This window comes from Mesorhizobium sp. B2-3-5 (assembly GCF_006442395.1).
Taxonomy (GTDB): domain Bacteria; phylum Pseudomonadota; class Alphaproteobacteria; order Rhizobiales; family Rhizobiaceae; genus Mesorhizobium.
Map to the genome: position 1 here is coordinate 215,246 of NZ_VFVX01000007.1, position 26,663 is coordinate 241,908.

Annotated in this window: 31 protein-coding genes and 1 pseudogene; 12 read left to right on the forward strand and 20 right to left on the reverse strand. The window is 62.8% G+C overall.

Features of this window, described 5'->3' with window-relative positions; translation table 11 throughout:
- The first annotated feature begins 60 nt into the window (after window positions 1–60).
- The 4 genes from FJ958_RS11550 (at window position 61) to moaB (ending at window position 2,723) form a co-directional block, all read left to right on the forward strand.
- Window positions 61–924 carry a S49 family peptidase gene (locus tag FJ958_RS11550; RefSeq protein ID WP_140742586.1) on the forward strand — a complete coding sequence of 288 codons (864 nt, stop codon included), beginning with the start codon at window positions 61–63 and terminating at the stop codon, window positions 922–924.
- Window positions 925–1,064: 140 nt separating this feature from the next.
- Entirely contained in the window at window positions 1,065–1,250 is a 186-nt protein-coding gene (locus FJ958_RS11555) for a membrane protein (protein WP_013896713.1), read from the forward strand.
- Between the two features lie 26 nt (window positions 1,251–1,276).
- Window positions 1,277–2,167, forward strand: a complete 891-nt coding sequence (locus FJ958_RS11560) for a 4-(cytidine 5'-diphospho)-2-C-methyl-D-erythritol kinase (RefSeq protein ID WP_140742588.1) — start codon at window positions 1,277–1,279, stop codon at window positions 2,165–2,167.
- Window position 2,168: 1 nt separating this feature from the next.
- Entirely contained in the window at window positions 2,169–2,723 is a 555-nt protein-coding gene (moaB, locus tag FJ958_RS11565) for a molybdenum cofactor biosynthesis protein B (protein ID WP_140742590.1), read from the forward strand.
- Between the two features lie 116 nt (window positions 2,724–2,839).
- Here moaB and FJ958_RS11570 read toward each other — a convergent pair whose 3' ends face one another.
- A complete protein-coding gene (locus tag FJ958_RS11570; RefSeq protein ID WP_140742592.1) occupies window positions 2,840–3,367 on the reverse strand; it encodes a glycosyltransferase in 528 nt (175 codons plus the stop codon).
- A 148-nt stretch (window positions 3,368–3,515) separates the two neighbouring features.
- Between FJ958_RS11570 and FJ958_RS11575 the strand changes: the two genes are divergently transcribed.
- Together FJ958_RS11575 and FJ958_RS11580 are read left to right on the forward strand one after the other, a co-directional pair.
- The gene (locus FJ958_RS11575; protein ID WP_140742670.1) at window positions 3,516–4,670 is read left to right on the forward strand and encodes a PA0069 family radical SAM protein; all 1,155 of its coding nucleotides are present in this window, start codon (window positions 3,516–3,518) and stop codon (window positions 4,668–4,670) included.
- A 153-nt stretch (window positions 4,671–4,823) separates the two neighbouring features.
- Window positions 4,824–5,519 carry a ribonuclease HII gene (locus FJ958_RS11580; RefSeq protein ID WP_140742594.1) on the forward strand — a complete coding sequence of 232 codons (696 nt, stop codon included), beginning with the start codon at window positions 4,824–4,826 and terminating at the stop codon, window positions 5,517–5,519.
- Between the two features lie 211 nt (window positions 5,520–5,730).
- On the opposite strand, the gene FJ958_RS11585 is transcribed toward FJ958_RS11580, so the two are convergent.
- Both FJ958_RS11585 and FJ958_RS11590 read right to left on the reverse strand, forming a co-directional pair.
- Window positions 5,731–6,117 (reverse strand): hypothetical protein, encoded by a 387-nt coding sequence (locus FJ958_RS11585; protein WP_140742596.1) that lies wholly within the window; start codon window positions 6,115–6,117, stop codon window positions 5,731–5,733.
- A 78-nt stretch (window positions 6,118–6,195) separates the two neighbouring features.
- On the reverse strand, window positions 6,196–6,747 hold the full coding sequence (locus tag FJ958_RS11590) for a carboxymuconolactone decarboxylase family protein (protein WP_140742598.1): 552 nt from the start codon (window positions 6,745–6,747) through the stop codon (window positions 6,196–6,198).
- Between FJ958_RS11590 and FJ958_RS11595 the strand changes: the two genes are divergently transcribed.
- Window positions 6,746–7,645 (forward strand): AraC family transcriptional regulator, encoded by a 900-nt coding sequence (locus tag FJ958_RS11595; RefSeq protein ID WP_246679582.1) that lies wholly within the window; start codon window positions 6,746–6,748, stop codon window positions 7,643–7,645. The two genes, FJ958_RS11590 and FJ958_RS11595, sit on opposite strands and share 2 nt — an antisense overlap.
- A 144-nt stretch (window positions 7,646–7,789) precedes the next feature.
- On the opposite strand, the gene FJ958_RS11600 is transcribed toward FJ958_RS11595, so the two are convergent.
- From FJ958_RS11600 to FJ958_RS11630, 7 genes are all read right to left on the reverse strand, one after another.
- The gene (locus FJ958_RS11600; RefSeq protein WP_140742602.1) at window positions 7,790–8,281 is read right to left on the reverse strand and encodes a F0F1 ATP synthase subunit B; all 492 of its coding nucleotides are present in this window, start codon (window positions 8,279–8,281) and stop codon (window positions 7,790–7,792) included.
- A gap of 10 nt (window positions 8,282–8,291) precedes the next feature.
- On the reverse strand, window positions 8,292–8,873 hold the full coding sequence (locus FJ958_RS11605; RefSeq protein ID WP_140742604.1) for a F0F1 ATP synthase subunit B: 582 nt from the start codon (window positions 8,871–8,873) through the stop codon (window positions 8,292–8,294).
- Between the two features lie 59 nt (window positions 8,874–8,932).
- Window positions 8,933–9,157, reverse strand: a complete 225-nt coding sequence (locus FJ958_RS11610; RefSeq protein ID WP_140742606.1) for a F0F1 ATP synthase subunit C — start codon at window positions 9,155–9,157, stop codon at window positions 8,933–8,935.
- A gap of 67 nt (window positions 9,158–9,224) precedes the next feature.
- Complete coding sequence (locus FJ958_RS11615; RefSeq protein ID WP_140742608.1) at window positions 9,225–9,983, reverse strand: F0F1 ATP synthase subunit A; 759 nt, start codon at window positions 9,981–9,983, stop codon at window positions 9,225–9,227.
- A 54-nt stretch (window positions 9,984–10,037) separates the two neighbouring features.
- Window positions 10,038–10,445, reverse strand: a complete 408-nt coding sequence (locus FJ958_RS11620) for an AtpZ/AtpI family protein (RefSeq protein WP_140742610.1) — start codon at window positions 10,443–10,445, stop codon at window positions 10,038–10,040.
- Window positions 10,446–10,701: 256 nt separating this feature from the next.
- On the reverse strand, window positions 10,702–11,883 hold the full coding sequence (locus FJ958_RS11625) for a cell wall hydrolase (RefSeq protein WP_140742612.1): 1,182 nt from the start codon (window positions 11,881–11,883) through the stop codon (window positions 10,702–10,704).
- A gap of 68 nt (window positions 11,884–11,951) precedes the next feature.
- Window positions 11,952–12,728, reverse strand: a complete 777-nt coding sequence (locus FJ958_RS11630; protein ID WP_140742614.1) for an MFS transporter — start codon at window positions 12,726–12,728, stop codon at window positions 11,952–11,954.
- A gap of 120 nt (window positions 12,729–12,848) precedes the next feature.
- On the opposite strand from FJ958_RS11630, the gene FJ958_RS11635 reads away from it, so the two are divergent.
- Complete coding sequence (locus FJ958_RS11635) at window positions 12,849–13,772, forward strand: LysR substrate-binding domain-containing protein (protein WP_140742616.1); 924 nt, start codon at window positions 12,849–12,851, stop codon at window positions 13,770–13,772.
- Between the two features lie 13 nt (window positions 13,773–13,785).
- Here the strand turns inward: FJ958_RS11635 and der are convergent, their stop codons facing one another.
- Together der and FJ958_RS11645 are read right to left on the reverse strand one after the other, a co-directional pair.
- Window positions 13,786–15,222, reverse strand: a complete 1,437-nt coding sequence (der, locus tag FJ958_RS11640) for a ribosome biogenesis GTPase Der (RefSeq protein WP_140742618.1) — start codon at window positions 15,220–15,222, stop codon at window positions 13,786–13,788.
- Window positions 15,223–15,228: 6 nt separating this feature from the next.
- Window positions 15,229–15,894 (reverse strand): tetratricopeptide repeat protein, encoded by a 666-nt coding sequence (locus FJ958_RS11645; RefSeq protein ID WP_140742620.1) that lies wholly within the window; start codon window positions 15,892–15,894, stop codon window positions 15,229–15,231.
- Between the two features lie 214 nt (window positions 15,895–16,108).
- Here FJ958_RS11645 and FJ958_RS11650 point away from each other — a divergent pair, with 214 nt between their 5' ends.
- A complete protein-coding gene (locus tag FJ958_RS11650; protein WP_140742672.1) occupies window positions 16,109–17,110 on the forward strand; it encodes a polysaccharide deacetylase in 1,002 nt (333 codons plus the stop codon).
- Between the two features lie 22 nt (window positions 17,111–17,132).
- On the opposite strand, the gene sbmA is transcribed toward FJ958_RS11650, so the two are convergent.
- From sbmA to FJ958_RS11665, 3 genes are all read right to left on the reverse strand, one after another.
- The gene (gene sbmA / locus FJ958_RS11655; protein WP_140742622.1) at window positions 17,133–18,392 is read right to left on the reverse strand and encodes a peptide antibiotic transporter SbmA; all 1,260 of its coding nucleotides are present in this window, start codon (window positions 18,390–18,392) and stop codon (window positions 17,133–17,135) included.
- Window positions 18,393–18,506: 114 nt separating this feature from the next.
- Entirely contained in the window at window positions 18,507–19,667 is a 1,161-nt protein-coding gene (locus FJ958_RS11660; RefSeq protein WP_140742624.1) for a YbfB/YjiJ family MFS transporter, read from the reverse strand.
- A gap of 118 nt (window positions 19,668–19,785) precedes the next feature.
- On the reverse strand, window positions 19,786–20,010 hold the full coding sequence (locus FJ958_RS11665; protein ID WP_140742626.1) for a propionyl-CoA synthetase: 225 nt from the start codon (window positions 20,008–20,010) through the stop codon (window positions 19,786–19,788).
- Window positions 20,011–20,106: 96 nt separating this feature from the next.
- Here FJ958_RS11665 and FJ958_RS11670 point away from each other — a divergent pair.
- The 3 genes and pseudogenes from FJ958_RS11670 to FJ958_RS11680 all read left to right on the forward strand — a co-directional run bounded on the left by FJ958_RS11670 (window position 20,107) and on the right by FJ958_RS11680 (window position 22,724).
- Window positions 20,107–21,099: pseudogene (locus FJ958_RS11670) on the forward strand (LysR substrate-binding domain-containing protein).
- The gene (locus tag FJ958_RS11675; protein WP_140742628.1) at window positions 21,096–22,352 is read left to right on the forward strand and encodes an aminopeptidase; all 1,257 of its coding nucleotides are present in this window, start codon (window positions 21,096–21,098) and stop codon (window positions 22,350–22,352) included. Before FJ958_RS11670 ends, FJ958_RS11675 begins: the two are co-directional and overlap by 4 nt.
- Window positions 22,353–22,370: 18 nt before the next feature.
- The gene (locus tag FJ958_RS11680; RefSeq protein ID WP_140742630.1) at window positions 22,371–22,724 is read left to right on the forward strand and encodes a DUF488 domain-containing protein; all 354 of its coding nucleotides are present in this window, start codon (window positions 22,371–22,373) and stop codon (window positions 22,722–22,724) included.
- A 198-nt stretch (window positions 22,725–22,922) separates the two neighbouring features.
- Here the strand turns inward: FJ958_RS11680 and FJ958_RS11685 are convergent, their stop codons facing one another.
- From FJ958_RS11685 to FJ958_RS11705, 5 genes are all read right to left on the reverse strand, one after another.
- A complete protein-coding gene (locus tag FJ958_RS11685; RefSeq protein WP_140742632.1) occupies window positions 22,923–23,276 on the reverse strand; it encodes an ArsC family reductase in 354 nt (117 codons plus the stop codon).
- Between the two features lie 192 nt (window positions 23,277–23,468).
- Window positions 23,469–23,822: a nuclear transport factor 2 family protein gene (locus FJ958_RS11690; RefSeq protein WP_140742634.1), complete on the reverse strand. Its 354-nt coding sequence runs from the start codon at window positions 23,820–23,822 to the stop codon at window positions 23,469–23,471.
- 147 nt (window positions 23,823–23,969) lie between these two features.
- Window positions 23,970–24,572: a 2'-5' RNA ligase family protein gene (locus tag FJ958_RS11695; RefSeq protein ID WP_140742636.1), complete on the reverse strand. Its 603-nt coding sequence runs from the start codon at window positions 24,570–24,572 to the stop codon at window positions 23,970–23,972.
- A 191-nt stretch (window positions 24,573–24,763) separates the two neighbouring features.
- Entirely contained in the window at window positions 24,764–25,849 is a 1,086-nt protein-coding gene (locus tag FJ958_RS11700) for an ABC transporter ATP-binding protein (RefSeq protein ID WP_140742638.1), read from the reverse strand.
- Window positions 25,839–26,444 carry a cupin domain-containing protein gene (locus FJ958_RS11705; protein WP_140742640.1) on the reverse strand — a complete coding sequence of 202 codons (606 nt, stop codon included), beginning with the start codon at window positions 26,442–26,444 and terminating at the stop codon, window positions 25,839–25,841. Before FJ958_RS11705 ends, FJ958_RS11700 begins: the two co-directional genes overlap by 11 nt.
- Window positions 26,445–26,663: the final 219 nt, after the last annotated feature.

A 26,663-nucleotide genomic window follows, 5' to 3' on the forward strand; every position in this document is an offset into this window, starting at 1 on the left:
ATTGCCGTTGGCCGGGAAATCCCTACATGCCTGCAACCATCGACCGGAGACCGTCCTCTCGTGAAACGTCTTTTCAACCGACTGCTGCCGAAATCCTGGCGCTCCACGGTCGTCACCATTCCGGTCATCCGGCTGCATGGCACCATCATGGCCGGTGGCGGCCCGTTCCGGCCGAGCCTGTCGCTGGCCTCCACCGCTGGCCTCATCGAGAAGGCCTTTTCGTTCGACGCGCCGGCGGTCGCCATCTCGATCAATTCGCCCGGCGGCTCGCCAGTGCAGTCGCGGCTGATCTTCAAGCGCATCCGCGACCTGGCGAACGAAAAGAACAAGAAGGTGCTGGTCTTCGTCGAGGACGTCGCGGCCTCGGGCGGCTATATGATCGCGGTCGCCGGCGACGAGATCTTCGCCGATCCGTCCTCCATCGTCGGCTCCATCGGGGTCGTCTCGGCCTCGTTCGGCTTTCCGGAGCTGATGAAGAAGATCGGCGTCGAGCGCCGTGTCTACACCGCCGGCCAGAACAAGGCGGTGCTCGATCCGTTCAAGCCCGAGAAGAAGGAAGATGTCGAGCGGCTGAAGGCACTGCAACTCGAGGTGCACGACACGTTCATCGATCTCGTCAAGGAGCGGCGCGGTACCAGGCTGAAGGACGATCCGGACCTGTTCACCGGCCTGTTCTGGACCGGCAAAAGGGGTCTTGAGCTTGGCCTCGTCGACGCACTCGGCGACATGCGCACGGTGCTGAAGACCCGGTTCGGGACGAAGACGCAACTCAGACTGGTGTCGGCGCCGCGTGGTTTCCTCGGCCGCTTCGGCCTGTTCGGCTCAGGCAAGGGCTTTTCGGCGCCAGATATCGCCGCCGCGGCCGCCAGCGGCGTCATCGATGCGGCGGAAGAGCGCGCACTGTGGGCTCGCTTCGGGCTTTGAAAAGCCGGCAAAACCGTCTAGCATGAAGGCTTGAAGTCTAATGCATGGTCGTCTTCCCAAAACCGAACACACTTTTGGGCAACATGCATAACCGACCCGACCGGTCGCGTTCGCCGGCCCAGCGTGGGAGGAGTTTTGACATGCCGCAGATCATTTTCTTCACCGTCGTTGGCGTCGCCGCCTATTTCGGCTACCGCACTTTCGTCAGGGAAGCCGAACGCGTGACGGCCAAGGTGCGGCGCACCGAAAAGCAGGCGGCCAATGGCGCGATGGGAACGCTGGTCAAGGATCCGAAGACCGGCGAATACCGGCTGGCCAAGGACTGAGCATCATCTCGCACACGACTGACGCCGTGGACACCGACATCGGTTCGCGCACCTGGCATGCGCATGCCAAGATCAATCTGGCGCTGCATATCACCGGCAGGCGCCCCGACGGTTATCACCTGATCGAAAGCCTGGCGGTGTTCACGCGTTTTGGCGACCGGGTCGAGATCGCGCTCGCCGACAGCGACGGCTTCATCGTGTCCGGCCGTTATGCGCCGGCAGTTCCCCTGGACGACAGCAACCTCGTACTCAAGGCGCGCGATGCCTTGCGGAAATCGGCTGGATCCAAAAGAACTCCGCCGGTCGCAATCAGGCTCGAGAAAAACCTGCCGGTCGCCTCCGGCGTCGGCGGCGGATCGAGCGACGCGGCGGCGGCCCTGCGCGGGCTGGCACAGACATGGGGCCTGGACATCGACGGCGCCGGACTGGCGCGGATCGGCCTCTCGCTTGGCGCCGACATACCGATGTGCCTGGCGGCAAAGCCGCTGGTGGCGCGCGGCATTGGGGACGAACTGTCGATGGTGCCGGACTTTTCAGCGTTGGGACTGGTGCTGGTCAATCCTGGAACGCCGCTCCCGACGGCGAACGTCTTCGCGGCGCTTTCCCGGCGCGACAACGAGCCATTGCCGCCGTTGCCGCGCAGCATCGATTTTCACAGCCTGCGCAACTGGCTGGAGGTCACCCGCAACGATCTCGAGCCGGCGGCCGTTGCCATGCAGCCCGCGATAGGCAGGGCGCTTTCATGGCTGAACAAGGCCGGATCGGGATTTTCGCGCATGTCCGGATCGGGCGCGACATGTTTCGGCCTGTTCGAGACCGGCAATGTCGCCAAGCGCGCGGCCGCCGAGATCCGAAGCCGCCAGCCCGACTGGTTCGTCGCGGCAACGCGCAGCATGACATCGGAGGCTGCTGAGTGAGATGGCCACGACTGACGAGAGCCGTTCGTTCATCCCGGTGCGCATTGCGGTGCTGACCGTTTCGGACACGCGCGGCCTCGCCGACGACAAATCCGGCCAGACGCTGGCAGACCGCATCACCGAGGCCGGCCACATCCTGGCCGCCCGCGATATCGTCACCGACGACCGTGACAAAATCCGTGACAAGGTGCTTGGCTGGTCGAAGGACACAGGGATCGACGTTGTCATCACCACCGGCGGCACCGGCTTCACCGGGCGCGACGTGACGCCGGAGGCGCTGGAGCCGATCTTCGAAAAACGCATGGACGGCTTTTCGGAAGTGTTCCACCGCATCTCCTACGACAAGATCGGCACCTCGACGATCCAGAGCCGGGCAACCGGCGGCGTGGTCAACGCCACCTTCGTCTTCGTGCTGCCGGGCTCGCCCGGCGCCTGCAAGGACGCCTGGGACGGCATCCTCAAGGCGCAACTCGACTACCGGCACATGCCCTGCAACTTCGTCGAGATCATGCCGCGCCTGGACGAGCATCTGCGGCGCGGAAAAGCCGCTCCGTAAGAACCAAAGGCTGAATGGCTTTCCAAGCGCCATTTCCAAAACGGAACGGCACCGGCGCCTCCGCTAATCCGCGTCACATTTTCTGCAATGCGCAACGAAACAGCCGTTGCAAAAAATCACTTCGGAGAGCGGTGTTCCTGCTTCACCGGGGCGACCCATATCTCGGCGTCGAGTTTCTTTGTCGCCAGGCCGCGCGCCAGAGCCTCGGCGCTGCCGGCGTTCTTCGACAGGGACGCGGCCTGACGCTTGCTGATCACCAGCCCTTCGGCGAGCGCCCGGTTTCCCGAAAAGACGCGGGCCAGGAACGGCGCGCGGCTACCCCGCGCGCGTGAGAATCGCGCCGCCATGGTTTGCCTGGCCGTGTGGGCGATGATCGCCTCGATCCAGCCCTCCACCAGCCGAGCGCCCGGCTCCAGCAGTAGCAGCCAGTCGCCCTTGGCCTGCCGGATACCGGCGGCGATACCGCCGCTCGCCACATACTGGCAACCGGCGTGCTCGGCGACATAATGCGTCTGGTCGGTGGAACCGGTGTCGCAGACGACGACCTCGCGCACCAGGCCCTCGACCGCCCCGCCAATCAGCGAGCCGAGCGTGCGGGCAAGAGCCTCCTCGTCATTGCGGGTTTCGATGAGAACACTGAGCATGTCAGCCGAATAGCGGAAAGCCGCGCAGAGTGCCAGTTTTGCAGCGCAATATAGAAAGTTCTTGCTTTGTTCTCGTCGGCGAAATAGGAATAATTTCATGAGCAGAGCGATTCGACACAACATGGACAGTCCTTGGGAGCGGGCAAAGATGGAACCGATCATGCGTGCAGACATTGCCGCCTTCGGAGCAGGAAGAGCCGAGATGGCCAATGCGATGATCGAGCAGAGCGGCATGCGCATCCGTCCGGACCGCAACCGCGGCCGGTCGGCGGGCATCAATCCGTCCGGCCGGTTCGAACCTGTCAGCCGGCATGTTTTCGATGATGGCTGGAGTTCGCTGGAAGAACTGCCTCCATTCAAGACCGAGGTGCAGGTGGAAAAGCCGCGCACCATCATCACCCGCAATGAATCGCCCGATATCTCCTTTGACCGGTCGATCAACCCTTATCGCGGCTGCGAGCATGGCTGCGTCTATTGCTTCGCGCGGCCGACACACGCGTTCATGGGCCTGTCGCCTGGCCTGGATTTCGAATCCAAGCTGTTCGCCAAGCCGGATGCGGCGCGACTGCTCGACAAGGAACTGTCTAAGGATGGCTACCAGCCGCGCACCATCGCCATCGGCACCAACACCGACCCCTACCAGCCGATCGAGAAGCAGTACCGGATCATGCGCGAGATCCTCGAAGTGCTGGAAGCGCGCGGCCATCCGGTCGGCATCGTCACCAAATCCGCTCTGGTGACGCGAGACATCGACATCCTGTCGCGCATGGCCGAACGTGGGCTCGCCAAGGTGGCGCTGTCGGTGACGACAATGGATCGCATGCTGGCCAGGACGATGGAGCCGCGGGCGTCGACGCCGACCAAGCGGCTAGAAGCGATCAGGCAGCTTTCGGATGCCGGCGTTCCAACTTCGGTGATGGTGGCGCCGATCATCCCCGGCCTTACCGACCAGGAAATGGAACGGATCCTCGATTCGGCCCGTGCCGCCGGCGCGCGCGAGGCGGGCTATGTCGTGCTGCGCCTGCCGCTGGAAGTCAGCCCGATCTTCAAGGACTGGCTGCTGCGCCACTATCCCGACCGCTATCGCCACGTGATGTCGCTGATCCGCTCGATGCGCGACGGCAAGGACTACGATTCGGAATGGGGCAAGCGCATGAAGGGCGCCGGACCCTATGCTTGGCAGATCGGCCGCCGCTTCGAGATCACCGCCAAACGACTCGGTCTCAACGCCGAGCGGCGCACCCTGCGGACCGACCAATTCGTCGCGGCCGGAAAGGACCAGGAGCAGTTGATGCTGCTCTGAAGACACCAAAGCGCTGCGGCAGTTTCATTGCTGCCAAGCAAAAAATCCCGTCCGGCCTGCCCCGGCCTGCAGACGGTGCCCTCCCGGTCCGGCGCCCCACCCGACCCGGAGGGACTTGCGGAGAATCGGAGCCAATGCGAACCTCGCCGCAACATGGCTCGCGCGCGTTCCGATTCTCCGCTTCTCTTCGAAATCGTCGAGAAACCCGATTTCTCCTTCGAGACGAAGGCGATGGCCGACGGGCTGTGGCCGGTCGCGGGGATGGATGAGGCCGGCCGCGGTCCGCTGGCCGGGCCTGTCGTCGCCGCCGCGGTGGTGCTCGACCCCGCCAATATCCCGGAAGGCCTGGACGATTCCAAACGGCTCAGCCATTTGCAGCGCGAGGCGCTTTTCCTGCGCATCATCGGCTCCGCGCTTGGGGTTTCGATGGCGTCGATCAGCGCCGAGGGCATCGACAACAGCAACATCCTCAAGGCCAGCCTGGAAGCAATGCGCCGCGCGCTGGTCGGCCTGCCGGTAAAACCCAAGCTCGCGCTCGCCGACGGTCGCGATGTGCCGCCGGGACTGCCTTGCGATGGGCGCGCGCTGATCAAGGGCGACCAGCGCTCGCAGTCGATCGCCGCCGCCTCCATCGTTGCCAAGGTGATGCGCGACCGCATGATGTGCGGCTGCGGCGGCCACCACGAACGCTACGGTTTCGAGGTCCATATGGGCTACGCCACGGTCCGGCATCGCACGGCGATCGAGGCGCATGGCCCGGTCGCACGGCTTCACCGTGTCTCCTTCGCGCCGTTCAGACTGGGCGGTGCCGAGGTCATTGAAGAAGAGGGCCTCGCAGGGTTGGATTAAACACTTAGTCCGCTATCGGCCACTTCCCGCATAACGCACAGCCGAATGGCTGCTTCTGGTTTCGCTTAGCCAATAACGGGATCGACCGGCGCTGACCGCCAGGGGTCGCGATTTCATAGGGTGTACCACCAAGGCTTAGGCTCAGCGCCGACCTTGTCGCAGCAGCGGCCCAAGACAACTCAGCCACTGTCCAGTGATTTCCCACCAGCTTTCAGGTGTGCACCGCTCCCATCGCGCGATTCTCACCCTTGGGAGCGTTGAATACGAAGGTGACCAGGAGAACCGCGGCGCCGTTTGCCCAGTAGTACAAGGCGTCCAGACCCTGGAGGCCGAGCGCGAAGGGCACTGCGACGAAAATAATTCCGACGAGACGATCAACCGCCAAATGCAGCCAATATGGCAGCACACGGAACACACCGGTCCTGTGATCGGTGAACAGGGTCAGGATGAACGCGGCCACGCCTGCTGCGACCGACACCCAGAGCGCCGACGGATTGCCGCGGCCAAGTCCGAGCAGGAACGGCGTGGCTGTCAGGCTCAGCGCAACGGGATAGTCGAGGAAGGCGTGAACGGTCTTTGTGACGAAACGAATATTCATGACACTCTCCGATTGCGTTTGAAGGTTTTGAGGCAAACGGGCGCGGCGCCGGACTGATTGTGCGCCGCGCCCATCGGGTCAGGCGGCAGAGCGCAGTTCGACGTCGACCTTGGGGAAATCGATCTCCGTCAACGCGACGTTGTTGGTGTAGTTGGTCAACACATTGATGGCGACATTTGCGACAATCTCGACGATGTGAGCATCGCCGAGACCGGCCGAACGCGCTGCGACAAGATCCGCATCCAGGACCTGCCCCCGCACGTCGATGAGACGACGCGCCAACGAGGCAACGGCGGCGTCCAGCGCGGTTTCGGCGTTGCCCTCGCGGGCTTTGCGAATTCCTTCCGGGGACAAGCCTGCGCCCTTGCCCATCAGCGTATGAGCTGAGAGACAATAAGAGCATTCGTTCGCCTGCCCGACAGCGAGCGAAATGATCTCGCGTTGCGTCGCCGTGAGCACGCCCTTGCCAAGGGCATCGGACAAAGCGAGGTAGCCGTTCAGCACGGCGGGCGATTGGGCGAAGGTGGAAAAAAGATTCGGCACCATGCCGATTTTGGCTTTGACGCCCGCCAGCGTGGTCTGGACGGCAGCGTCGGCATGGGCAGTGTCGATAGGAGCGATACGGGGCATGTCAGAGTTCCTTGTGTTGATTGCACGCCACTCCTATATGCAGCACTCCAGGTACTCTTCGGTGCCAATAACTTTGCTGATCGTCCCAATGGACCCGTTGGCCGCCCTCTTTACCCATGTCACGCCAACCGCTCAGACGTTCTTCACCGGGACCCTGTGCCAGGCGCTGCAATTCACTGGTGTGGGTCATCTGCACATGCTCAAGGCTGGCGAGCTCAGGGTCAGCCGGAGCGGAGAGGCCGATCTCGAATTCCTTGAGCCAACCCTGCTGTTTTTTCCGCGTGGGCGGACCCATGACTTCGCGGTTGATTCCAGGCGCGGGGCCGACCTCGTGTGCGCAACCGTCGAACTCGGGGGTGCGGAGGGCAATCCCATTGCACTGGGCCTGCCAGAATGCGTGGTCCTGCCGCTCGCGGAGCATCCGGCGCTGCGGCCGGTTTGTGACCTGCTGGTCGGCGAAGCGTTCGCGGAAGGTGGTGGCCGCCAGACGGCGCTCGACCGGCTCTTCGAGTATCTCCTGATCCTGATCGTGCGACACGTCATTGAATGCGGCGTTGTCTCGACCGGCGTTCTCGCCGGGCTCGCCGACCCACGCCTCGTCAAGGCGCTGACGGCGATACACGAAGCGCCGAAGAAGCCCTGGAAGCTCGAGGAGCTCGCCGAAGTCGCAGGCATGTCACGCTCGCGTTTCGCCGAGCATTTTCGGAAGCTGGTCGGTCGGCCACCGATTGAATACCTGACGGTCTGGCGCATCACGATCGCGCGCCAGCTTCTTGGTAAGGGCAAACCTGTCAAGACCGTCGCAGCACAGGTCGGCTACGACAGCGCGGCCGCCTTCTCGCGGGTGTTCAGCCGAGTCACCGGGCACCCGCCGCGCGATATTAGCCAACCACAGTAGGATGCTCGCCGAAACCTTCAAAGGCGGCGGCTCCATTGCCTCCTCGCAATCGATCTCGCGGTCGGAACGGGGGAGATTATCCGTGCGTAACAAAAAAGCCGCCAGGTTGCCCGGGCGGCTTCATGTCCGCGGTTCAAGAACCGCTCAGTTCAGCTTGGCCTTCACATCCGCGAGCGAAGCCTTGAAGAGGTCGGCCCCGGCCTTGACGTCGATCTTGGCGGCGAGCAGCGCGCGGGCGGCCTCGACGGCGATGTCGATGGCGCTGGCACGCACTTCGCCGATCGCCTCACGCTCGGCCTGACCGATCTTCTGTTCGGCCAGCGCGGTGCGCCGGGCGACATAGTCCTCGGTCTTCTTGTGCGCCTCGGCGGCGAGCAGTTCGGCTTCGCGCTTGGCGGCCGCGACGATGGCGGCAGCCTCCTGCTCGGCTTCCTTGCGCTTCTTCTGGTACTGGCCGAGCAGTTGCTGAGCCTCGTCACGCAGCTTGCGTGCCTCGTCGAGCTCGCTGCTGATCCTGGCGGCGCGCGCATCAAGTGCCTTGGCGATCAGCCCGGGCACCTTGATGTAGATGGCAATGACCACGAAAATGACGAGGGCGATCGTGGCCCAAAGCGTTGCGAGAGATGTAGCGTCCATGATGCGCTCCTCACCGGGCCACGGATTTGACCGCGGCCGCGATCTCGGCCTTGCTGGCCTTGCCGCCGACAAGTGCCTCGACGATCGCCGAAGCGGTATCCTCGGCAATAGTGCCGACTTCCTTCATGGCGTTGGCCTTGATGGAAGAAATGCGCGCCTCGGCCTCGCCAAGCTTCTCATCGAGCGCGGCTTCGATCTTCTTGCGAGCGGTCTCGGCTTCCGCCTTGGCCGCATCGTTGGCCTGCTGACCGATCGAGTTGGCGTTCTTCTTGGCTTCCGCCAGTTCCTGCTCGTAAGCAGCGACGGCAGCGTCGGCCTCGCCCTTCAACCTGGCCGCATGGTCGAGATCCTGACTGATGCGGTCGTTGCGGACGTCGATGATGCCGCCGACACGCGGCATCACCACCCTCTTCAGGAAGAGGTAGAACAGCCCGAACGTGATCGCCAGCCACAGAAGCTGCGACGGGAACGTCGCAGGATCGAATGGCGGGAACGCGCCGTGTGCTTCCGCAGGCACGCCGGTACCGGAATGCGTGTCGCCTTCCGTGGTGGCAGGCGCGGACTCTTGCGCAAAGGCAGATGTCACGAACATGGGCTATCCCCGAAATTCAAGCCCCGAACGCCTTGGCGTTGGGCCAGATGGCGCAAGGCTTACCTGAACAGGGCCAGAAGCGCGATGAGAAGGGAGAAAATGCCCAGAGCTTCGGTCACGGCAAAACCGAAGATCAGACGGCCGAACTGGCCATCGGCCGCCGACGGATTGCGCAGCGCGCCCGAGAGATAGCTGCCGAAGATGTTGCCCAGGCCAATACCCGCGCCACCCATGCCCAGGCAAGCGATGCCGGCGCCGATGTACTTTGCTGCTTCCACGTCCATTTGTTCAACTCCTTTGGATCTAAAATTCCGTTGCGATTCCATCCGGCAGCCATGCCGGAAACTCCAATTAGTGCGAAGGATGCAGGGCGTCGTTCAGATACATGCAGGTCAGCACCGCAAAGACATAGGCCTGCAGGAGCGCCACGAGCAGTTCCAGCGCCGTCAACGCCACCGCCATGGCCAGCGGCAAGATCGAACCCGCAACGCCAAGCGCGCCCAGCGCGCTCAGGCTGACGACAAACCCCGAAAACACCTTCAGCGTGATGTGACCGGCAAGCATGTTCGCGAACAGACGAACCGAGAGGCTGACCGGGCGCGATACGAAGGAAATCACCTCGATCGGAACAACAAGCACCATCATCACGAGGGGCACGCCCTTCGGCACGAACAGCTTCAGGAAGCCAAGGCCATGCTTCATGAAGCCGTAGACGATGACGGTGCCAATCACCAGGATGGCCAAGCCGAAGGTGACGATGATATGGCTGGTAACGGTGAAGAAATAGGGGAACAGGCCGAGCAGATTGGCGACCAGCACGAACATGAACAGCGAGAACACGAAGGGGAAGAACTTCATGCCCTGCGTGCCGGCCGCATCGCGCAACATGTTGCCGACGAATTCATAGGCCATCTCGGAGACCGACTGCAGTCGGCCGGGAATCAGGCTCCTGCTCGACGTCGTCAGGAACAGGAACGCCGCCGCCACGAACACGGTCGCGACCATGAACAGCGCCGAATTGGTGAAGGACAGATCGTAGCCGCCGATATTAATCGGAATCAGCTTGATGATATGGAACTGGTGGATCGGATCGACCTTGTCAGCTGCCACGTTCTAACCCCGTCAATGCCGCGTACGGCTAAATTACCATTGCCGCGAGAGCGGCTATTTGCTGTCGTCCCGGTCAGAGCGCGATTTGTCGCCCTGTCCGAATTCCGCCACAACGCCCGCTGAACGCATGACATTGAGCACGCCGGCGCCAAAACCCAGCAGCAGGAAAACGATCAGACCCCACGGCGATGTCCCCGCCATACGGTCGATGATCCAGCCGATGCCGGCGCCCACCACCACGCCAGCGATAAATTCACTGGAGAGTTTGACCGCCTGGCCATAACCGGCCGCACTGCCCGCTTTCGCGTCGTCTTTCCCCTCGCGCCGGTTCGGCAGCCTTGTCGCAAGCGATGCTTCAAGTTCACGCCGACGTCGCTCAAGATCGTCATCGCGGATGCCGGCTTCATGCTGCTTGCCGCGGCCGGTTTCTCCGGTTCCGTCTGGCCTGCTTTTATCGGCCATCGTAACCCCCCTGCCCGGTCAGACCGTCACCGTCCGTCCGCTTCTAAAGTCGCCGGCAACATAGTTAGAGGGTTTGCGCCCGTCAAGCCACGGGCGGAAGTTCATTGTGATGTATTTTAGGCAATGAAATCAATCCATTAGAGAGGTGCGACATCGTGCCCGCCACGAGGATGGGGATGCGTTGCACGAATCCCCCCGGCAATGGCTCCCCAATCAGCCGCGCAAGCGCATGAAAAGATCGGCGGCTGCCGGGGCCTCAGCTCCAGCCGCCGCCGTAGGTGCGATAGAAGATATGCAGGCCGATCTTGGTCATCTTCTGCATCGTGCGCGCCCAGCCCGGATGGACATACTGGGCGTAGTAATGCGTCGACGATCCGACCTCCGGGATGAAGATCTTGCCGGCGGTCACGGCCATGGCGATATCCTGCGCGGTCTTGTAGGCGACAGGATTGTCGATGCGCTTCTTCCTGCCGTCGCAGGCGAAGGAAAACTGGCAACGGTTGAACCAGCTGTCGTTCTGGTAGACGACGCCGCAGATCGAGTCGGGATAGGCGGGATTGCGGACGCGGTTGAGGATAACCTGGGCGACGGCGGCCTGACCGCGCACGGATTCGCCGCGCGCCTCGAAATAGATGCCGTTGGCCAGGCATTTCTGCTCGGGCTTGGAGAAGACGCTGGCTGGAAGCGGGTTCTGGATCCACCAATGGTCACCCTTGGCCATCGGCGGAATGAAGCGGCCACTGTTGGGCTGTTCGTCCTGAAGCAGGGCTTCGAAGGGCGAGGCCTTGGCATAGTCCGGCGCGGATTGCGCATAGGCGGTCGCCAGCACATCCGGATGGGAGTTGTTGACCAGGGCGGCAAGCATGGCCGGCACGCCCGGATCCGGCTTCTTGTCCTCACGCGCATGGAATTCCGAGGCGATCTGGATTTCCTTGCCTTTGATCTGCGGCTTGGCGAACGCCATCTTCAGGCCGCTGTCCATGGTCGGCCGCATCAGGGAGGAGGTCCGCTGGAAGATCGACCCGGCGTTGAAGTTCTTCGGCGGTGCAACGGGAGACACCTGGACGATGCGGCCCTTCTTGTCGGCTCGCACGACGCGGTCCTCGTCCGGCGTCGCGCTGACCTTGCCGCCCTTGCCACGGAACGAGACGGAGCCGACGCCGGGAAGGCGCACGCCGGACCCGGAGAGCGACGCGGTTTTATCAGAATCGACGAACGGCATCTCGGCGGCATGAACCGAGCCGGCAACGGATTTTTCGACATAGGAATTCCAGCGCGCGGTCGGTGCCTCAAGGCCGGACACCAGACTCGTCATGTCCTGGTAGGCGGCGACGGTCGGGAAGCCGATCCAGATGCCGAGACCGATGATGAGCGGGGATACGAAGCTGCGTTTCTCACCGGCGGCGGCAACAAGCCGCTTCAACACACGTCGATGCACGGAACTCTCTCCAGGAACGCTACTGACCCCACTGGAGAGCAAAATGATGCATTAACCTTGATGGGACGTTAACGGGATCGATCGGGTTTTCTCAGTCGGCTCAAGGTCGTGGCTTCGAAGTCGGGCGGTTTTGCGGCGAATGCCGGCCGCAGGAAGACCGGCCGGGCGATCAGGGCGCAGACGGAGGCCGCCAGCCAGACACCGGACCACGACCAGAGATGCAGGAGCCCGGGAATGGCCATCGGCACCAGGAAGAAGCCGACAAAAACAAAGGTGTTGGCAAGACTGAGCGCGGTTCCGACATGGCCGGTTCCGGCAAGTGTGGCGAGCTCTGTATAGGCGACGCCGTGCCAGGCGGAAACCGAGATGCCCGCGACAATGAGCATCAAGGGAAGAACATTGACGCTGCCGCCGAGCAGCCCCGCGAGTAGAAGGCTTGCCGACAGGAGCGTGACATCGGGAACGCCGGCTTTTGTCGGCACCACCAGCATCGCCATGGCGAGGAGCCAGGTCGCCGTCGCGCCGAGCCCGATCAGAAGCACGCGCCGGTCGCCCCAGCGATCAGTGAGCAGACCCCAGGGCAGTTCGCTGAGCGCCACCCCCAGCCCGAGAAGGCCGAGCGCCACGCCAAGTTCGGCGTTGCTCAGATGGTAGCCCTGGCGAAGCACGACGGCCGTTGCCGGTATGCCGGAGAAAGTCGCGGAGAAACTGGCGTTCGCGGCGACGCCGGTGCCCAGGACCTTCCTCCGATGGCCAGGCTTGAATTTCCCCCCGGCAAGGCCGGCGGTCCCGTCTTGCAGGATTTGGGTTGGCTGTCGGTCGGTGCGGTCGACGATAACGGACATGATTTCATTCCCGTGACGGTCCAGCGACTTGGACCTTGACGGCATCTCTCTATCGCCATAAATCCGTCCCTAAAATCAGTAAGTTTTTGACAATTCATCCTGAAAAACAGGACTATTCCGATGCAACGCGTGACATTCGACCTGGACGTGCTCAGAAGTTTCGTCACCGGCATGGAGCTCGGCAGCTTTGCCAAGGCCGCCGACCGGCTTGGCCGATCGACCTCGGCGGTCAGCGCGCAGTTGAAGAAACTGGAAGAGCAGGCGGCGACGCCGATCTTCCGCAAATCGGGGCGCGGCCTAGCCTTGACAGAGGCCGGCGAGACCATGCTTGGCTATGCGCGCCGGCTGCTCGACCTGAACGACGAGGCGGCGGCGGCCATTCATGACGTCGAACTGGAAGGCTGGATACGGCTCGGCCTGCAGGAGGATTTCGGCGAAGCGGTGCTGCCAGACGTGCTCGGCCGCTTCGCCCGAGCCCACCCCAGGGTCAAGATCGAAGCCAGGATCGCGCGCAGCCATGAACTTGCCGAGAGGGTGATGTCAGGCAGCCTCGACATCGCACTCGCCTGGCACAACGGCGACACACTGCCTTACAGCCAGCACGTCGCCGATGTTCAAATGCGCTGGATCGGCCCGGCGAAACGCATCGAGAACGGCCTGCGTGACGGCGAGCCCCTGCCGCTGGTCGCGTTTGAGGCGCCCTGCCTTCTGCGCACGGTGGCGACCGAAACGCTCGACCGCGCCGGGCTGCCCTGGCGCATGGCCTTCTCAAGCCCGAGCCTTGGCGGCATCTGGGCGGCGGTGGCCGCAGGGCTGGGACTGACGATCCGCACCGACATCGGCCTGCCGGCCAGCGTCAAGGCGATAATGCCGGAGATCGCGGGCCTGCCGGCGCTGCCGAAAATGGCGTTGTTCCTGCATCGCCGGGATGCCGAAATCGAGCCGGTGGCGGCTCGCCTCGCGGACATATTGATGGAAGCGGCGCGACAGGCATTGCCGGAAAGCACGAGGGCCAGCGAAACCGGTCTGTGGGCCGTGGCCTGATCGGCGCCGAGGTTCAACCGCGCTTCTTGGCCCGGCCGGCGAACGGATTGTCCGAGGTGCGCAGCGCGATGCGGATCGGCACGCCGGGCATGTCGAAGGCTTCGCGCAGGCTGTTGGAGAGATAGCGCACGTAGGACTGCGGCATCGCGTCCGGCCGTGAACACTGGACCACGAAGCCCGGCGGCCGCGTCTTGGCCTGGGTGACATATTTGACCTTCAGCCGGCGCCCGGCAACGGCGGGCGGCGGGTGATGCGCCAGGATGGCCTCGAGCCAGCGGTTGAGCTTGCCGGTCGAGACGCGGCTGTTCCAGACCTTGTGGGTCTTCAATACCGCGTCCATAAGCTTGTCGAGGCCACGCCCGGTCTCGGCCGAGACCGGCACCGCCTGGATGCTGCGCACCTGCGGCAGCAGCCGCTCGGTCTTCTCGCGCAGTTCCGCAAGCAGTTCCTGCGGGTGGTCGATCAGGTCCCATTTGTTGAAGGCGATCACCGGCGCCCGGCCCTCGCGGATGATCAGGTCGGCGATCTGCAGATCCTGCTTCTCGAAGGGAATGGTGGCATCGAGCACGATGATGACGATCTCGGCGAAACGGATGGCCCGCAAGCCATCCTGCACCGACATCACTTCCAGCTTTTCGTGAATCCTGGCCTTGCGGCGCATGCCTGCCGTATCGAACAGTTTTATCCGGCGCCCGCGCCAGTCCCAATCGACGGAGATGGAATCGCGGGTGATGCCGGCTTCCGGCCCGGTCAGCAGCCGCTCCTCGCCGATGAGCGCGTTGATCAGCGTCGACTTGCCGGCGTTCGGGCGGCCGACAACGGCGATGCGCATCGGCTTGGTATCATCATAGGCAGGCGCATCCTCGGCATCCGGATCGGCGATGTCCTCGCCGATCAGCACTTCGCTGGCGGCGACCTCCTCGTCGCCCTCATCGTCCTCGCCGAAGGCGCGCTCCTCGCCGAGCGCCGCGATGACCGCATCGCGCAGATCGGGCATGCCCTGGCCGTGTTCGGCCGAGACCGGGATCGGCTCGCCGAGGCCGAGTTCCCAGGCCTCCAGCATGCCGCCCTGCGCGCCCTTCGCCTCCGCCTTGTTGGCGACCAGAACGACCGGTTTGCCGGACTTTCGCACGATCTCGGCAAAGGTCCTGTCGTCCGGGAGCAGGCCGGATTTGGCGTCGATGGTGAAGAAGATCAGATCCGCCTCGCGGATGGCGATCTCGGTCTGCGCGCGCATGCGTCCGGGCAAGGTCGAGGCGCCGGCGTCCTCGAAACCGGCGGTGTCGATGACGTCGAAATGCAGGTCGTAAAGCTTGGCGGCATGGACACGGCGATCGCGTGTAACACCCGGCGTGTCGTCGACAAGCGCAAGCTTCTTTCCGACCAGCCGATTGAAGAGAGTCGATTTGCCGACGTTAGGCCGGCCGATGATGGCTACCTTGAACGTCATCCGAAATCACGACGCGCTGCCCGAGCCGCGGATCAGCTCGGACATCAAGGTCGCCCGCTCGCGCGTGTTGCGAGGGGCGCCGTCATCGGCGGCGATCTGGTCGAACAGCTTCAGCGCATCCTGGGTCTTGCCCTCCTTCCAGGCGGCAAGGCCGAGAGCCTCGCGCGCGGTATGACGCAGCGTGTTGGTGTCCGATGTCAGCGCCTCGACGCGGCTGGAGACATCGGCGAAAGAGCCGTGGTCGACAAGCAGAAGTGCTGCCCTCAGCCGCGCCATGTCGCGAATGCCTTGGGGGATGGCGGTGTCGGCCGCGACCTCGTCGAAATCCTTGACGGCGGCATCGACGTCGCCCTTGTTCGCCTTGACAGTCGCGGCGCGCATGCGGGCAAGCAGCGGATAGGCGCCGTAGCCATCCTTCTCCAACTGATCGAGCGCGGCCAGTGCCTCGTCGTTCTTGCCGTCATTGGCAAGCTTCAAGGCCTGCGAGAAGGCGTCGCCGGATCGGTTGGCGCGTGTCTCGTCCCAATAGCGATAGCCGACGAAGGCGGCGGTGCCGAGCACCACGAGCACCGCAACGGCAAGCAAGGCCGGGCCGAAACGGTCCCACAGCGCCTGCGCCTGCTCGCGACGGATCTCGTCGTTGACTTCACGGATAAAACTGTCGTCGGACATCAATCAAACCATTCCTGCCCCGGGCCGGGGCGGTTCATGAGCCCGCGTTTTAGCGAAATTTTGTCGGCATGGAAGGGGTTCGACCGGAAAATCGCCTATTCCCCGGGGCAAACGGATGTTTGCCCCGGGCAAACGGACGAAAAGGCCAATCGCATCAGCGCCACATTTAGGCGATAGCCGGCTTTCTGATTGCCGGAGCCTGTAAATCTTGCCTGTGTCTTGTTTGTGTCGCGTTGTCGCGTTCTCACTTGCCTCGCTCGCCGCCGCCGGCGGGGCTCTGGCCGATCCTCCCGCGCCACCGATGCCGGCAAAGCCGAAGCAGGTCGTCATCATCTCGTTCGACAGCGCCCGCGATGTCTCGCAGTGGAAGCGCAGTCGCGCGCTGGCACAGCGCACCGGCGCGCATTTCACCTATTTTCTATCCTGCGTCTTTCTGCTGTCGCCAGAGACGCGCAAGGAATACACCGCGCCTGGAAAGACGGCAGGCAAATCCAACATCGGCTTTGCCGCCTCCAAGCAGGAAGTGGCCGAGCGGCTTGAGCAGATCGGCCTTGCCGCCCTTGAGGGGCATGACGTCGCCAGCCACGCCTGCGGCCATTTCGACGGCAAGGACTGGAGCAAAGCCGACTGGCTGAAAGAGTTCGCCTGGTTCGAGCATATTCTCGAGAACGCCTACACGATCAACGGCATCACGCCCGAACCGGAAGGCTGGCACGCCTTCGCGCGGCATGCGGTGATTGGCTTCCGTGCCCCCTATCTGTCGACCAGCAAGGCGCTTTACGAAGCGTTGCCCGCCGCCGGCTACCAGTTCGACGCCAGCGGCGTCTCACAGGGCCCTGCCCGGCCGCCGACCGTCGGCGGCATCACCCGCTTTTCACTGCCGCAGATCCCGGAAGGGCCGAAATCGCGGCCAGTGATCGCGATGGACTATAATCTCTATGTCCGCCACTCGGGCGGCTTCGAACGGCCAAGCCAGGCGGACGAGTTCGCCAACCGGACGTATGACGCTTTCCGCGCAGCCTTCGACGCACAATACCAGGGCAAGCGCATTCCGCTTGAGCTCGGCTTCCACTTCACGCTGATGAATGACGGCGCCTACTGGAATGCGCTGGAGCGCTTTGCAGGCGAGGTCTGCGTGAAGTCCGATGTCGAATGCATCAGCTTCCGCGACTATGTCGAGCGGCAGGGAATGAAGCCCAAGGCCGTGGGCGGCTGAACCGACGCCGCCTTTCCGAACCTCAGGCGGGATCCTCTGCACCCTGTCTAGCAAGGTAGCGTTGATCAATGTCCGGCAGAGGTTCGCCTTCCAGCGTCGCTTCGAAAGCACGCAGGCGCTTATGAACCGACTGCAGCTCGACGATGGTCGACCACGAGGTGAGCAGGAACTGCAGCGAGCCGGTCACTCTGCCGAACGCGTTCGGTATCTGATTCAGGACGCCCAGTGTTATCCTGTGCGCCACGATAGACGGTCCCATCACAAAGAATGAGAAGATGTTGTCGGCCTGCAAGTAGGTATACCGAACCACATTGAAATAGATATAATGGAAATAAAGCCTGAAGTAATTTCGACGGACGTTGTTGAACAATTCCGATGTTGTAGCAGGTTGAGCACGCTCGGCATGATCCTCTCCATAGACCAGCTCCTTGCGATAAGCTGCCTCGACGCGCTGGTTGCGGAACTGGAGGCCAGGCAGTTTCATACCAGCGATCATTACAGAAATGGTTCCGAACACACACCAGGCGATCGCGGCAACCACAAGGGGGTGAGGAACCGCGCCGACTATTGGCAATTCGCTGATGTGAACCTCAAGTTTGATCAGCACCGGAAGGAACGCGATCAACGTCATGATCGACTGCACGAAACTGGTGCCGAGGTCTTCCATGATTTGAGCGAAACGCATCGTGTCTTCCTGAACGCGCTGTGAGGCGCCCTCGATGTGGCGCAGTTTGCTCCAATTCGCCATGAAGTGTTCGTTCATGGCCATCCGCCAACGGAATATCCAATGGCTGACGATAAAGGCATTGACCACGCTGACATTCATGCCGATGAGCGCCAACCAGGCGAATGTGCCCAGTCGGGCGTAAAACTCGGCATTGGTCGATTCGATCGTCTTGGAGATCAGTCCTTGGATATAATCGAAGAACGGACCGTACCAGTCGTTGACCGCGACGCTGATCTGTACATTGAAGTAGATCAGGAAGAGGATTAACGCGGCTACAAGAATGGACCAGTTCTGCCATGGGTGCGGAGCATAAAGGCGCCAAAAGGCGTAGAAAGCTCCAACGCAGATAGTGAAATAAATATAGAACCAGAGGAACGGCTGCGACACCAGAACGGCAATGCCGATGATCGGCGGTGTCCCCGCAGCGGCCGGCGGCAGCCCAAACACAGCTCCCAGTTGCTCACCACCAAAAAACCAGAACAGGATCGCCGCAAGGCTCCAGACGGCGGCCGAAGAAAAGAAGAGCTTCGGCCGCGGGAAGAAGGATACGAACACTGGGGCGAATTCCTCGATCGATGCGCAAATCAGCTGATGATGGCGGGCATAAAGTCACACATTAGGGGGAAAGAAAATGCCTGCCCGATACCCGGCACAGAGCAAGACCACAAATCATGGCGATTTTGGCGCGGCCGACGAGGTGATGACGCCGGAAACGACCAGCAGGGCCGCGGCGACGATCGAAGCGAGAAAGAAATCGCCTGACATCTGCGCCAGAAACCCGGCGGCGATGGGGCCGATGATCTGGCCAAGGCCAAACGACGCCGTCATCAAGGCAAAGATGCGCCGGGGCGCCCTCGGCGCCTGCTGCCGCGCAGCCTGCAGGCCGAGCGCGGTGATGGCAATGAAGGTGCCGCCGAGCAGCAGGCCGCCAAGCAGTGGCCCCGAATATCCGCCAAGCGCCACGCTGGCAGTGACGCCGATCACCTCGATGAAGCACGCCAGCGCATAGGCGCCATAGAGCCCGATCCGCGTGGCGATCTTCTGCCAGGCCCAGGTCGAGGGAAAGCCGGCGAGGCCGGCGACCATCCACACCATGGCCTCGAAAACGCGGCTGCCACCGCCTTGCCGGACGATGGCGACCAGGAATGTCGCTGTCACCACATAGCCAAACCCAAACAGGCCGTAGGCGACGATGACCTTCATCAGCGACCGGTCTTTCGGCAGTGCCGGCTCGCGGCTGGTTTCGCCATTGGCGAGCGGGCCTTCGTTTGCCAAGAGCGCGACGATCACGAAACCACATGCCGAAATGGCCGCCGACCAGAGCCAGCCGGCTGCCCAGCCGGCATGCCCGGTGACCAGCACCGCCATCATCGCCGCCGATATCGCGATACCAAGGCCGACGCCGCCAAAATGCCAGGCCTGCAGGTCGCCACGACCGGCGGCGGCAATATGGCTGAAAACGATGCTGGCCATGAACACCATGACGAAGGCGCTGGCGAGACCCGCCAGAAAACGGATGACGAGAAAGGCGACCATTGTGTCGGTCAGCCCCATCAGCGCGGCAAGCACGGTGCTGGCGCCAAGACCTGTCAGCATCAGCAAACGCTCGCGCCCATGCGCCCAGCCGCCAGCCGCGGCCAACGCGCCGACGAGGTAGCCGAGGTAATTGGCGGAAGCGATCCACCCGGCATTGGCCGGCGACAGATGCAGTTCTTCCATCATGCCGGGCAGGATCGGCGTATAGACGAAACGGCCGATGCCCATGGCCACGGCCATGGCAATCATGCCTGCGAAGGCGAAACGCAGCGCTGTGGAGTTGGCCGATTTCATTGCAGCGCACAATAAATGCAGCGACCGGTGAAACAATCCGCCTTTCATTGGGCCAGCGGAGCCTCAGCGCGCCATGCTCCGCTCGACTTTTGCTTGATCCCGAACGCGTGGCGTCCGCTCAGCAGCGTCCGCCGAAACCGGCATGAAATGAAGCGGTCTCATGCACGGTCCGCCGCGCCGTCAGCCTGAACGGCACGTCAGCGAGTTCACGCTGCGACATGGTGTTCAGCACCGGATGCGACAGCGGATCGGTCAGCCATCTCTGCGTATTGTCGTCGCAGCGTGGCTCATGCGATGCATTCGCGGCGAACATGACCTTCAGCGACGACAACATCCTCAGCATTTCCGGCTCCGCGGGTCTGTCTCCCATCAACAAGGTCTGTCGTTTCGGCCTGTCTTTCAATTGAGATTTCGGTCGGGTCGGTTTAGAAAAACTCAAATGGCCATGCTCAACCGCGTCCATCTCAACGGTCTTCGCGCCGTCGAAACCGTCGCCCGTCTCGGATCGCTCGCGGCGGCCGCCAGCGAGCTCAACGTTTCCGTCAGCGCCGTCAGCCAGCAGATAAGCCGCACTGAAAAGCAACTCGGCCAGGCGCTGTTCGAGCGCACGGCGAGCGGTCTGGTGCTGACCGAATTCGGCGCCATCTTCGCCACCCGCCTCGGTGCGGGGTTTCGCGAGCTTGCCCACGCGGTGGCGCTGGCGGACGAAGCGACCCAATGCACGCTGGTGGTTTCGGTGGCACCGGCCTTCGCCTCGAAATGGCTGCTGCCGCGGCTGTCGCGCCATTTCACCCGGCATCCCAATGTGCTGCTGCGCATCGACGCCTCGGTGCGTCTGGCCAATCTCGACCATTCCGACATCGACATCGCCATCCGGCTTGGCGACGGCAAATGGCCGGGCGGGTGAGCAGAACTGCTTTTGGCGCAGGAGATCTTCCCGGTCTGCGCGCCGTCGATCGCTGGCAAATTAAAATCGATCGAGGATTTGGCGCTGACCTGCGCCATCACCGACGAACGGGCTATGATCAACTGGGAAAGCTGGTTCGCCGCTGCCGGCGTTCCGCCCGTCACCTTCCAGAAAGGCGCGCGCTTCACCGATCCGATCCTGTGCCTGGAATCGGCGATCGCCGGCCATGGCGTGATGCTGGGCTGGCAGTTGCTGGCGGCCGATGCACTGGCCGACGGGCGCCTGGTGGCGCCGTTCGGGGTCCGCGCCCAGAGCGGGCTCGGCTATTGGCTGGTCACCTCGTCGGCCAAGACCGAGAGCCGCAAGGTCCGGGACTTCAAGGTCTGGATCAAGGAAGAGATAGAGGCGACGATGGCGCGGTTCGGATCGGCGACTGCAGGACCTGCTGGCACGAACGCGGTGGAAAGCGGCGTGGCACCGGTCTATGTTGAACGAGACATCCCACTACGACAGGCAGGATCATGACCACACACTCGCGCGGCGTTTCCGCAACGATCGACCCGGTGAAGCTCGACAGGCTGGCGGAGGTCGCCATCAAGGTAGGCCTGCAATTGCAACCCGGACAGGATCTGGTGCTGACATCGTCGATCGCGGCGCTGCCGCTGACCAGGCGCATCGTCGAACACGCCTACAAGGCCGGCGCCGGACTGGTGACGCCGATCTTCAACGATGACGAGATAACGCTGGCGCGCTACCGCTTCGGCGCCGACGCCGGCTTCGACCGCGCCGCCGGCTGGCTGTATGAGGGCATGGCGAAGGCCTTTTCCAACAATGCGGCGCGGCTTGCCGTGCGCGGCGAGGATCCCTCGCTGTTGTCGGCGCAGGACCCGGCCAAGGTGGCGCGCGCCAACAAGGCCAATCCGGTGGCCTACCAGCCGGCGCTGGAAAAGATCACCGGCTTCGACATCAACTGGAACATTATCGCTTATCCCGATCTGGCCTGGGCCAGGCAAGTCTTCCCGGACGACGCCGACGATGTCGCCGTGGCGAAGCTCGCCGACGCCATCTTCGCCGCCTCGCGAGTCGACGTCGAGGATCCGATCGGCAACTGGAAGGCGCATAACGCAGCGCTGCGCGGCCGCACCGAATGGCTCAACGGCCATAATTTCCACGCCCTGCACTTCACCGGACCGGGCACCGACCTGACGGTCGGGCTGGCGGACGGCCATGAGTGGATGGGCGGCGCCTCGACGGCCAAGAACGGCATCACCTGCAACCCCAACATCCCGACCGAGGAAGTCTTCACCACGCCGCATGCAAGGCGCGTCGAAGGCCATGTCTCCTCCACGAAGCCGCTGTCCTACCAGGGCACGCTGATCGACGAGATCTCGGTGCGTTTCGAAGAAGGCAGGATCGTCGAGGCCAAGGCGTCGAAGGGCGAGGATGTCTTGAAGAAAGTGCTCGACACCGACGAAGGCGCACGCCGCCTCGGCGAAGTGGCACTGGTGCCGCATTCCTCCCCGATCTCGGCCAGCGGCCTGCTGTTCTTCAACACGCTGTTCGACGAGAATGCCGCCTGCCACATCGCGCTCGGCCAGTGCTATTCGAAATGCTTCGTCAATGGCGCCTCGCTCAGCCAGGACGAGATCGCGGCGCGCGGCGGCAACAAGAGCTTCATCCACATCGACTGGATGATCGGTTCGGGCAAGATCGACATTGACGGCGTCAACAAGGATGGCAGCCGCGTGCCGGTGATGCGCAAGGGCGAATGGGCCTGAGCGAGCCGTGGAGGTGTGATGGCCTTCGACATCAAGGTGAAGCGCGTCTATGAAACGCCGGAACCCGGCGATGGCCAACGCGTCCTGGTCGACCGCATCTGGCCGCGTGGTGTCAGCAAGCAGGACGCCGCGCTGACGCAATGGCTGAAGGACATCGCACCGAGCGACGAGTTGCGCAAATGGTTCGGCCACGAGTCGGCGCGATGGGAAGAGTTTCAGAAGCGGTACAGAGTCGAGCTCGACGGCAATGACCAAGCAGTGGCGGAGTTGCGTGCCTTGCTCGGCAAAGGCCGGGTGACGTTGCTCTACGGAGCGCATGACGAGGCGCACAACAATGCGGTGGCGCTGGCAGGGTATTTGCGCGGGGATTGAAGCGGTTTTCGAAAGCTGGCGGGACAGCGCCCCCCTCTGTCCTGCCGGACATCTCCCCCAAAAGGGGGGAGATTGATGTCGCGACGGCTTTCGCCAATTTTCAACGTTGAAGACGAAGGTCGGACAGCGGAGCTGCCAATCTCCCTCCTTGTGGGGGATGTCCGGCAGGACAGAGGGGCGCGAAGGATCGCCGCCTATCTACTTTGCACCAACCGCCTGCTCATACACATCCGGCTGGAACCCGACGAGAATACTGTCGCCGAGTTCCAGCACCGGGCGCTTGATCATCGTCGGCTTGGCCAGCATCAGCGCCTTGGCCTTCTTTTCGTCGAGCGATTGCTTGTCTGCCTCCGGCAGCTCGCGGAATGTGGTGCTGCCCTTGTTGAGCAGCTTTTCCCAGCCGACCTTGCCGACCCAGCCATTCAGCCTGCCCGCTTCGATCCCTTCGGCCCGATAGTCATGGAAACGATAAGGCACGTCATGGCTCTCCAGCCAGACGCGCGCCTTCTTGATCGTGTCACAGTTGGTGATGCCGTACATGGTGATCGTCAAAGCGTGCTTCCCCTGGGCCGGCTGTCGAATCCGTCCCGCACCCTAAAACCGCCCTTCCCGCTTTTCTAGCCCGCACCCTATGTGAAGACGATTTGGAACCTTGCATGACGGCCAGGGCATTGCCCCGGCCGCCATGCTGTTTTTTCATCCTGCGGCGAAGAAAGCAGACTCCGGAAAGCCGACGGCATTGCCTCAATAATAGAAGCGCTCTTCGGTGATCTTGCCGTTCTTGACCGTGTACAGGCCAACTTCATCCATGGTGACGCGCTCGCCCGTAGCCTTGGGCGTTATGTCAAACGTGAAGCGCACGGCGAACTGGTCGCCATTGACATAAGGGCCTTCGACGGAGCCGCCGTGCATTTCGTTGTTCTCTTGCCACCACTGGCCCTTCTGCTTGAGAGCTTCCTTGCCGTGGCTGACGGCCATCGGCCCCTCCATAGCCTCGTAACTGGCGATATCGTCGGCATTGTACTTTTCGGCAGCACCGACGTGATCACCCTGCTTGAGGAGTTGGGTGAAATCCTTGGCAATTTCCGCGATAGTCATTTGTGTTCCTCCTGTTCAGACGCACTCGAAGTAGGGAAGCGCTTGCTGGTCCGCCACCTTTGTCCGCACGACAGCTGACAAGCTGTGTCAGGACGATAGATATAGCCCGGCTCTGTGACGATGGTTTGAGGGTGAGCGATCGGCGCATCACATCGCCCTGAGCGGCCAACATTCAGGGAAAACGTACTTCTTCAGTCCGCGGAAGCTGTGCACAAGAACGAACTGCCGGGCGACAAAGCTGATTGGGCCGATAGGCTGTTGCGGAATAAGTTTCTGGTCATAGGCCAGCGTCAAATGTGGAACCAAACCGCCTGAAGCGTTGAGGCCTTCGCGCAACATTTCAGCGCCGAGCTTCCTGCTCAATTCACAAACCGGTCCGTCATCGGCGAGAAGCACGAAAGGATGCTTGGCCGGGCGGCCCCTCGTCGCCGGGCGACCGGGAAAGCTCCTGAAATGACGGAAGGTGACATCAAACTCAGACATCGCGATGCGCCGCCCCGATCGGGCCGCTGCGAAGATGATTTTCTCTGGCAGCCTTTTGTAATCACCGACATGTTGCAGGCTGACGTGAAACCGGTGATACAGCAAACGTGAGCCGGTTATCTCACATTGGCCGCACAGCTGGCTTTGACAATCCGCAAACCGCGAATAGTCCTTCTGCTGCAAAAACAAGCCATAGAAGACGCGCTCCGGCCGCTTAGGCCGCCATGGCGGCTCTGGAATTCCGAAATCGAACTCGCCTTGGTACATACGCGTACGCTCGCCAAGGAACGCTCCCGTTTTGCTCTGGCAGATAGAACAAAACAGGAACAGACCTTTGAGTCAAGCGTGAATGGCAGAAACCGTAGCAGATGATGCCCTTGACCTTGAGGACATCAGGGATCGCCGGTCGGCGTCTTCGCGGCCGTTGTCCGACTGCTTGTGGCCGCCGATGGGGCAGGTCAGCCGGGCAGCATAGGGCAGTTGGCGCCACGGCGCAGGCTGATATGCGCCACGTCGCCGACGCTGAACTGGAAACCCTCGGCCTGGCGCGGCGCATCGATGACAACAGGCGCGCCTTTCTCGAGTTCGGCATGCAGCCGCAGCGTGCGGCCGTGAAAGACGACGCTGTTGACGCGCGCCGGCGCCGTGCCCGGCGCGGCCTCGGTCGTTGCCAGCAAGTCCTCCGGGCGCACGCCGATGGTCCGCACCTCGCCTTGCCCGGGTGACTTGCCAGTTTCAGAAGTTGCCTCCAGCGCCAGGGCGCCGGCGGTAAAACGCAGGCGATCGCCGTCGCGGCCGACGAAATACGACTGCAGGAGATTCATGGTGCCGATAAAGCTCGCCACAAACGTCGTGGCGGGCCGGTCGTACAGTACCGCCGGCGGCGCGATCTGTTCGATGCGGCCCTTGTTCATGACGACGATGCGGTCGGAGATCGACAGCGCTTCGGTCTGGTCATGGGTGACCATGACGAAGGTGGTGCCAAGCCGTGACTGCAGCCGCTTCAACTCGACCTGCATCTGTTCGCGCAGATGCGCGTCCAGCGCCGAAAGCGGTTCGTCGAGCAAGAGCACGCGCGGCTCGCAGACGATGGCGCGGGCCAGCGCCACACGCTGCCGCTGGCCGCCCGACAGTTCGGAAACGCGGGCGCGAAGCTTGTCGGCGAGGCCGACCATATCAAGGGCTTCACCGACGCGCTTTGCCTGTTCGGCTCCGGACAATCTGCGCAGCGACAGGCCGAAGCCGACATTTTCGGCGACGTTCATGTGGGGAAACAGTGCGTAGTCCTGGAACACGGTGTTGACCGGCCGGTCGTAAGGCCGAAGCGCCGTGATGTCACGGCCGTCGAGCAGCACCGTGCCGCTCGACGGGCTTTCGAAGCCGGCGATCACGCGCAGGCTGGTGGTCTTGCCACACCCGGACGGCCCGAGCAGGGTGATGAATTCGCCACTGATGATGTCGAGATCGACGGCGTCGAGCCCGACGATGCCGCCGGGAAAAATCTTCGAGACCGCCTGCAGTCGAACAAGGGGATCAGGCGCCATCGCGAACCTCGGACGGCTTCGTGGTGTTGACCCAGAGGATCCGGCATTGCTCGCCGCCGGGATTTCGGAAAGCGTGCAACAGCGTGCTCTTGAAGGCAAAACTGTCGCCGGTCTTCAGCACGTATTTTGTCGAATCCACCACGAGTTCGACCTCGCCGGCCAATACGTAGCCAAACTCATGGCCTGCATGCGCATAGGCTTCCGCGGTGCCGCCGCCGGCTTCCACCGTTACCAGCATGCCGGTCAGCGTCGCGCCCGGCGGCGACAGCAGCGCCTTGGCGATGCCCTCCGACTTCACCGGGATGGCGCGGCGGCTGTTGGCACGCACGCAGTAGAGATCGTTGACGGCATCGACGCCGTCGGCGATCAGCGCGGACGGCTCGATGTCCAGAGCCGCGGCGAGCGGCCAGATGACCTTGACGCGCAGCGAAGACATGCCGCGCTCGATCTGGCTCAGCGCACCGATCGACACGCCCGCCCTGGCGGCAAGCTCGGCAAGCGAAAGGCGGCGCTCGAGCCGCAACGCCCGCACGCGCCGACCGACGCGAACGTCGGCATCGTCTTTGGGTTTCTCGGCCGCCTCAAGAACATCCATATGCATTCGTCCTCATTTGCTTTTGCCTTCTCCCCTTGTGGGAGAAGGTGGATCGGCGCGCAGCGCCGAGACGGATGAGGGGTGTTGGCCGGAGTGCTGTCAGTGCCAAGCTGGAACACCCCTCATCCGTCGCCTTCGGCGACACCTTCTCCCACAAGGGGAGAAGGCAAGGCGCTGCGTCACCCGCCGGCCTTCACCTTCTCGAACATCTTGGCGACA

What these genes read in the sequence shown, in the direction of transcription:
- FJ958_RS11555 (WP_013896713.1), top strand. Translation starts at nt 1,065, where the DNA reads ATGCCGCAGATCATTTTCTTCACCGTCGTTGGCGTCGCCGCCTATTTC.
- moaB (WP_140742590.1), top strand. Translation starts at nt 2,169, where the DNA reads ATGGCCACGACTGACGAGAGCCGTTCGTTCATCCCGGTGCGCATTGCG.
- FJ958_RS11570 (WP_140742592.1), bottom strand. Translation starts at nt 3,367, where the DNA reads ATGCTCAGTGTTCTCATCGAAACCCGCAATGACGAGGAGGCTCTTGCC.
- FJ958_RS11575 (WP_140742670.1), top strand. Translation starts at nt 3,516, where the DNA reads ATGGAACCGATCATGCGTGCAGACATTGCCGCCTTCGGAGCAGGAAGA.
- FJ958_RS11580 (WP_140742594.1), top strand. Translation starts at nt 4,824, where the DNA reads ATGGCTCGCGCGCGTTCCGATTCTCCGCTTCTCTTCGAAATCGTCGAG.
- FJ958_RS11585 (WP_140742596.1), bottom strand. Translation starts at nt 6,117, where the DNA reads ATGAATATTCGTTTCGTCACAAAGACCGTTCACGCCTTCCTCGACTAT.
- FJ958_RS11595 (WP_246679582.1), top strand. Translation starts at nt 6,746, where the DNA reads ATGTCAGAGTTCCTTGTGTTGATTGCACGCCACTCCTATATGCAGCAC.
- FJ958_RS11590 (WP_140742598.1), bottom strand. Translation starts at nt 6,747, where the DNA reads ATGCCCCGTATCGCTCCTATCGACACTGCCCATGCCGACGCTGCCGTC.
- FJ958_RS11600 (WP_140742602.1), bottom strand. Translation starts at nt 8,281, where the DNA reads ATGGACGCTACATCTCTCGCAACGCTTTGGGCCACGATCGCCCTCGTC.
- FJ958_RS11605 (WP_140742604.1), bottom strand. Translation starts at nt 8,873, where the DNA reads ATGTTCGTGACATCTGCCTTTGCGCAAGAGTCCGCGCCTGCCACCACG.
- FJ958_RS11610 (WP_140742606.1), bottom strand. Translation starts at nt 9,157, where the DNA reads ATGGACGTGGAAGCAGCAAAGTACATCGGCGCCGGCATCGCTTGCCTG.
- FJ958_RS11620 (WP_140742610.1), bottom strand. Translation starts at nt 10,445, where the DNA reads ATGGCCGATAAAAGCAGGCCAGACGGAACCGGAGAAACCGGCCGCGGC.
- FJ958_RS11630 (WP_140742614.1), bottom strand. Translation starts at nt 12,728, where the DNA reads ATGTCCGTTATCGTCGACCGCACCGACCGACAGCCAACCCAAATCCTG.
- FJ958_RS11635 (WP_140742616.1), top strand. Translation starts at nt 12,849, where the DNA reads ATGCAACGCGTGACATTCGACCTGGACGTGCTCAGAAGTTTCGTCACC.
- der (WP_140742618.1), bottom strand. Translation starts at nt 15,222, where the DNA reads ATGACGTTCAAGGTAGCCATCATCGGCCGGCCTAACGTCGGCAAATCG.
- FJ958_RS11645 (WP_140742620.1), bottom strand. Translation starts at nt 15,894, where the DNA reads ATGTCCGACGACAGTTTTATCCGTGAAGTCAACGACGAGATCCGTCGC.
- FJ958_RS11660 (WP_140742624.1), bottom strand. Translation starts at nt 19,667, where the DNA reads ATGAAATCGGCCAACTCCACAGCGCTGCGTTTCGCCTTCGCAGGCATG.
- FJ958_RS11665 (WP_140742626.1), bottom strand. Translation starts at nt 20,010, where the DNA reads ATGCTGAGGATGTTGTCGTCGCTGAAGGTCATGTTCGCCGCGAATGCA.
- FJ958_RS11675 (WP_140742628.1), top strand. Translation starts at nt 21,096, where the DNA reads ATGACCACACACTCGCGCGGCGTTTCCGCAACGATCGACCCGGTGAAG.
- FJ958_RS11680 (WP_140742630.1), top strand. Translation starts at nt 22,371, where the DNA reads ATGGCCTTCGACATCAAGGTGAAGCGCGTCTATGAAACGCCGGAACCC.
- FJ958_RS11690 (WP_140742634.1), bottom strand. Translation starts at nt 23,822, where the DNA reads ATGACTATCGCGGAAATTGCCAAGGATTTCACCCAACTCCTCAAGCAG.
- FJ958_RS11695 (WP_140742636.1), bottom strand. Translation starts at nt 24,572, where the DNA reads ATGTACCAAGGCGAGTTCGATTTCGGAATTCCAGAGCCGCCATGGCGG.
- FJ958_RS11700 (WP_140742638.1), bottom strand. Translation starts at nt 25,849, where the DNA reads ATGGCGCCTGATCCCCTTGTTCGACTGCAGGCGGTCTCGAAGATTTTT.
- FJ958_RS11705 (WP_140742640.1), bottom strand. Translation starts at nt 26,444, where the DNA reads ATGGATGTTCTTGAGGCGGCCGAGAAACCCAAAGACGATGCCGACGTT.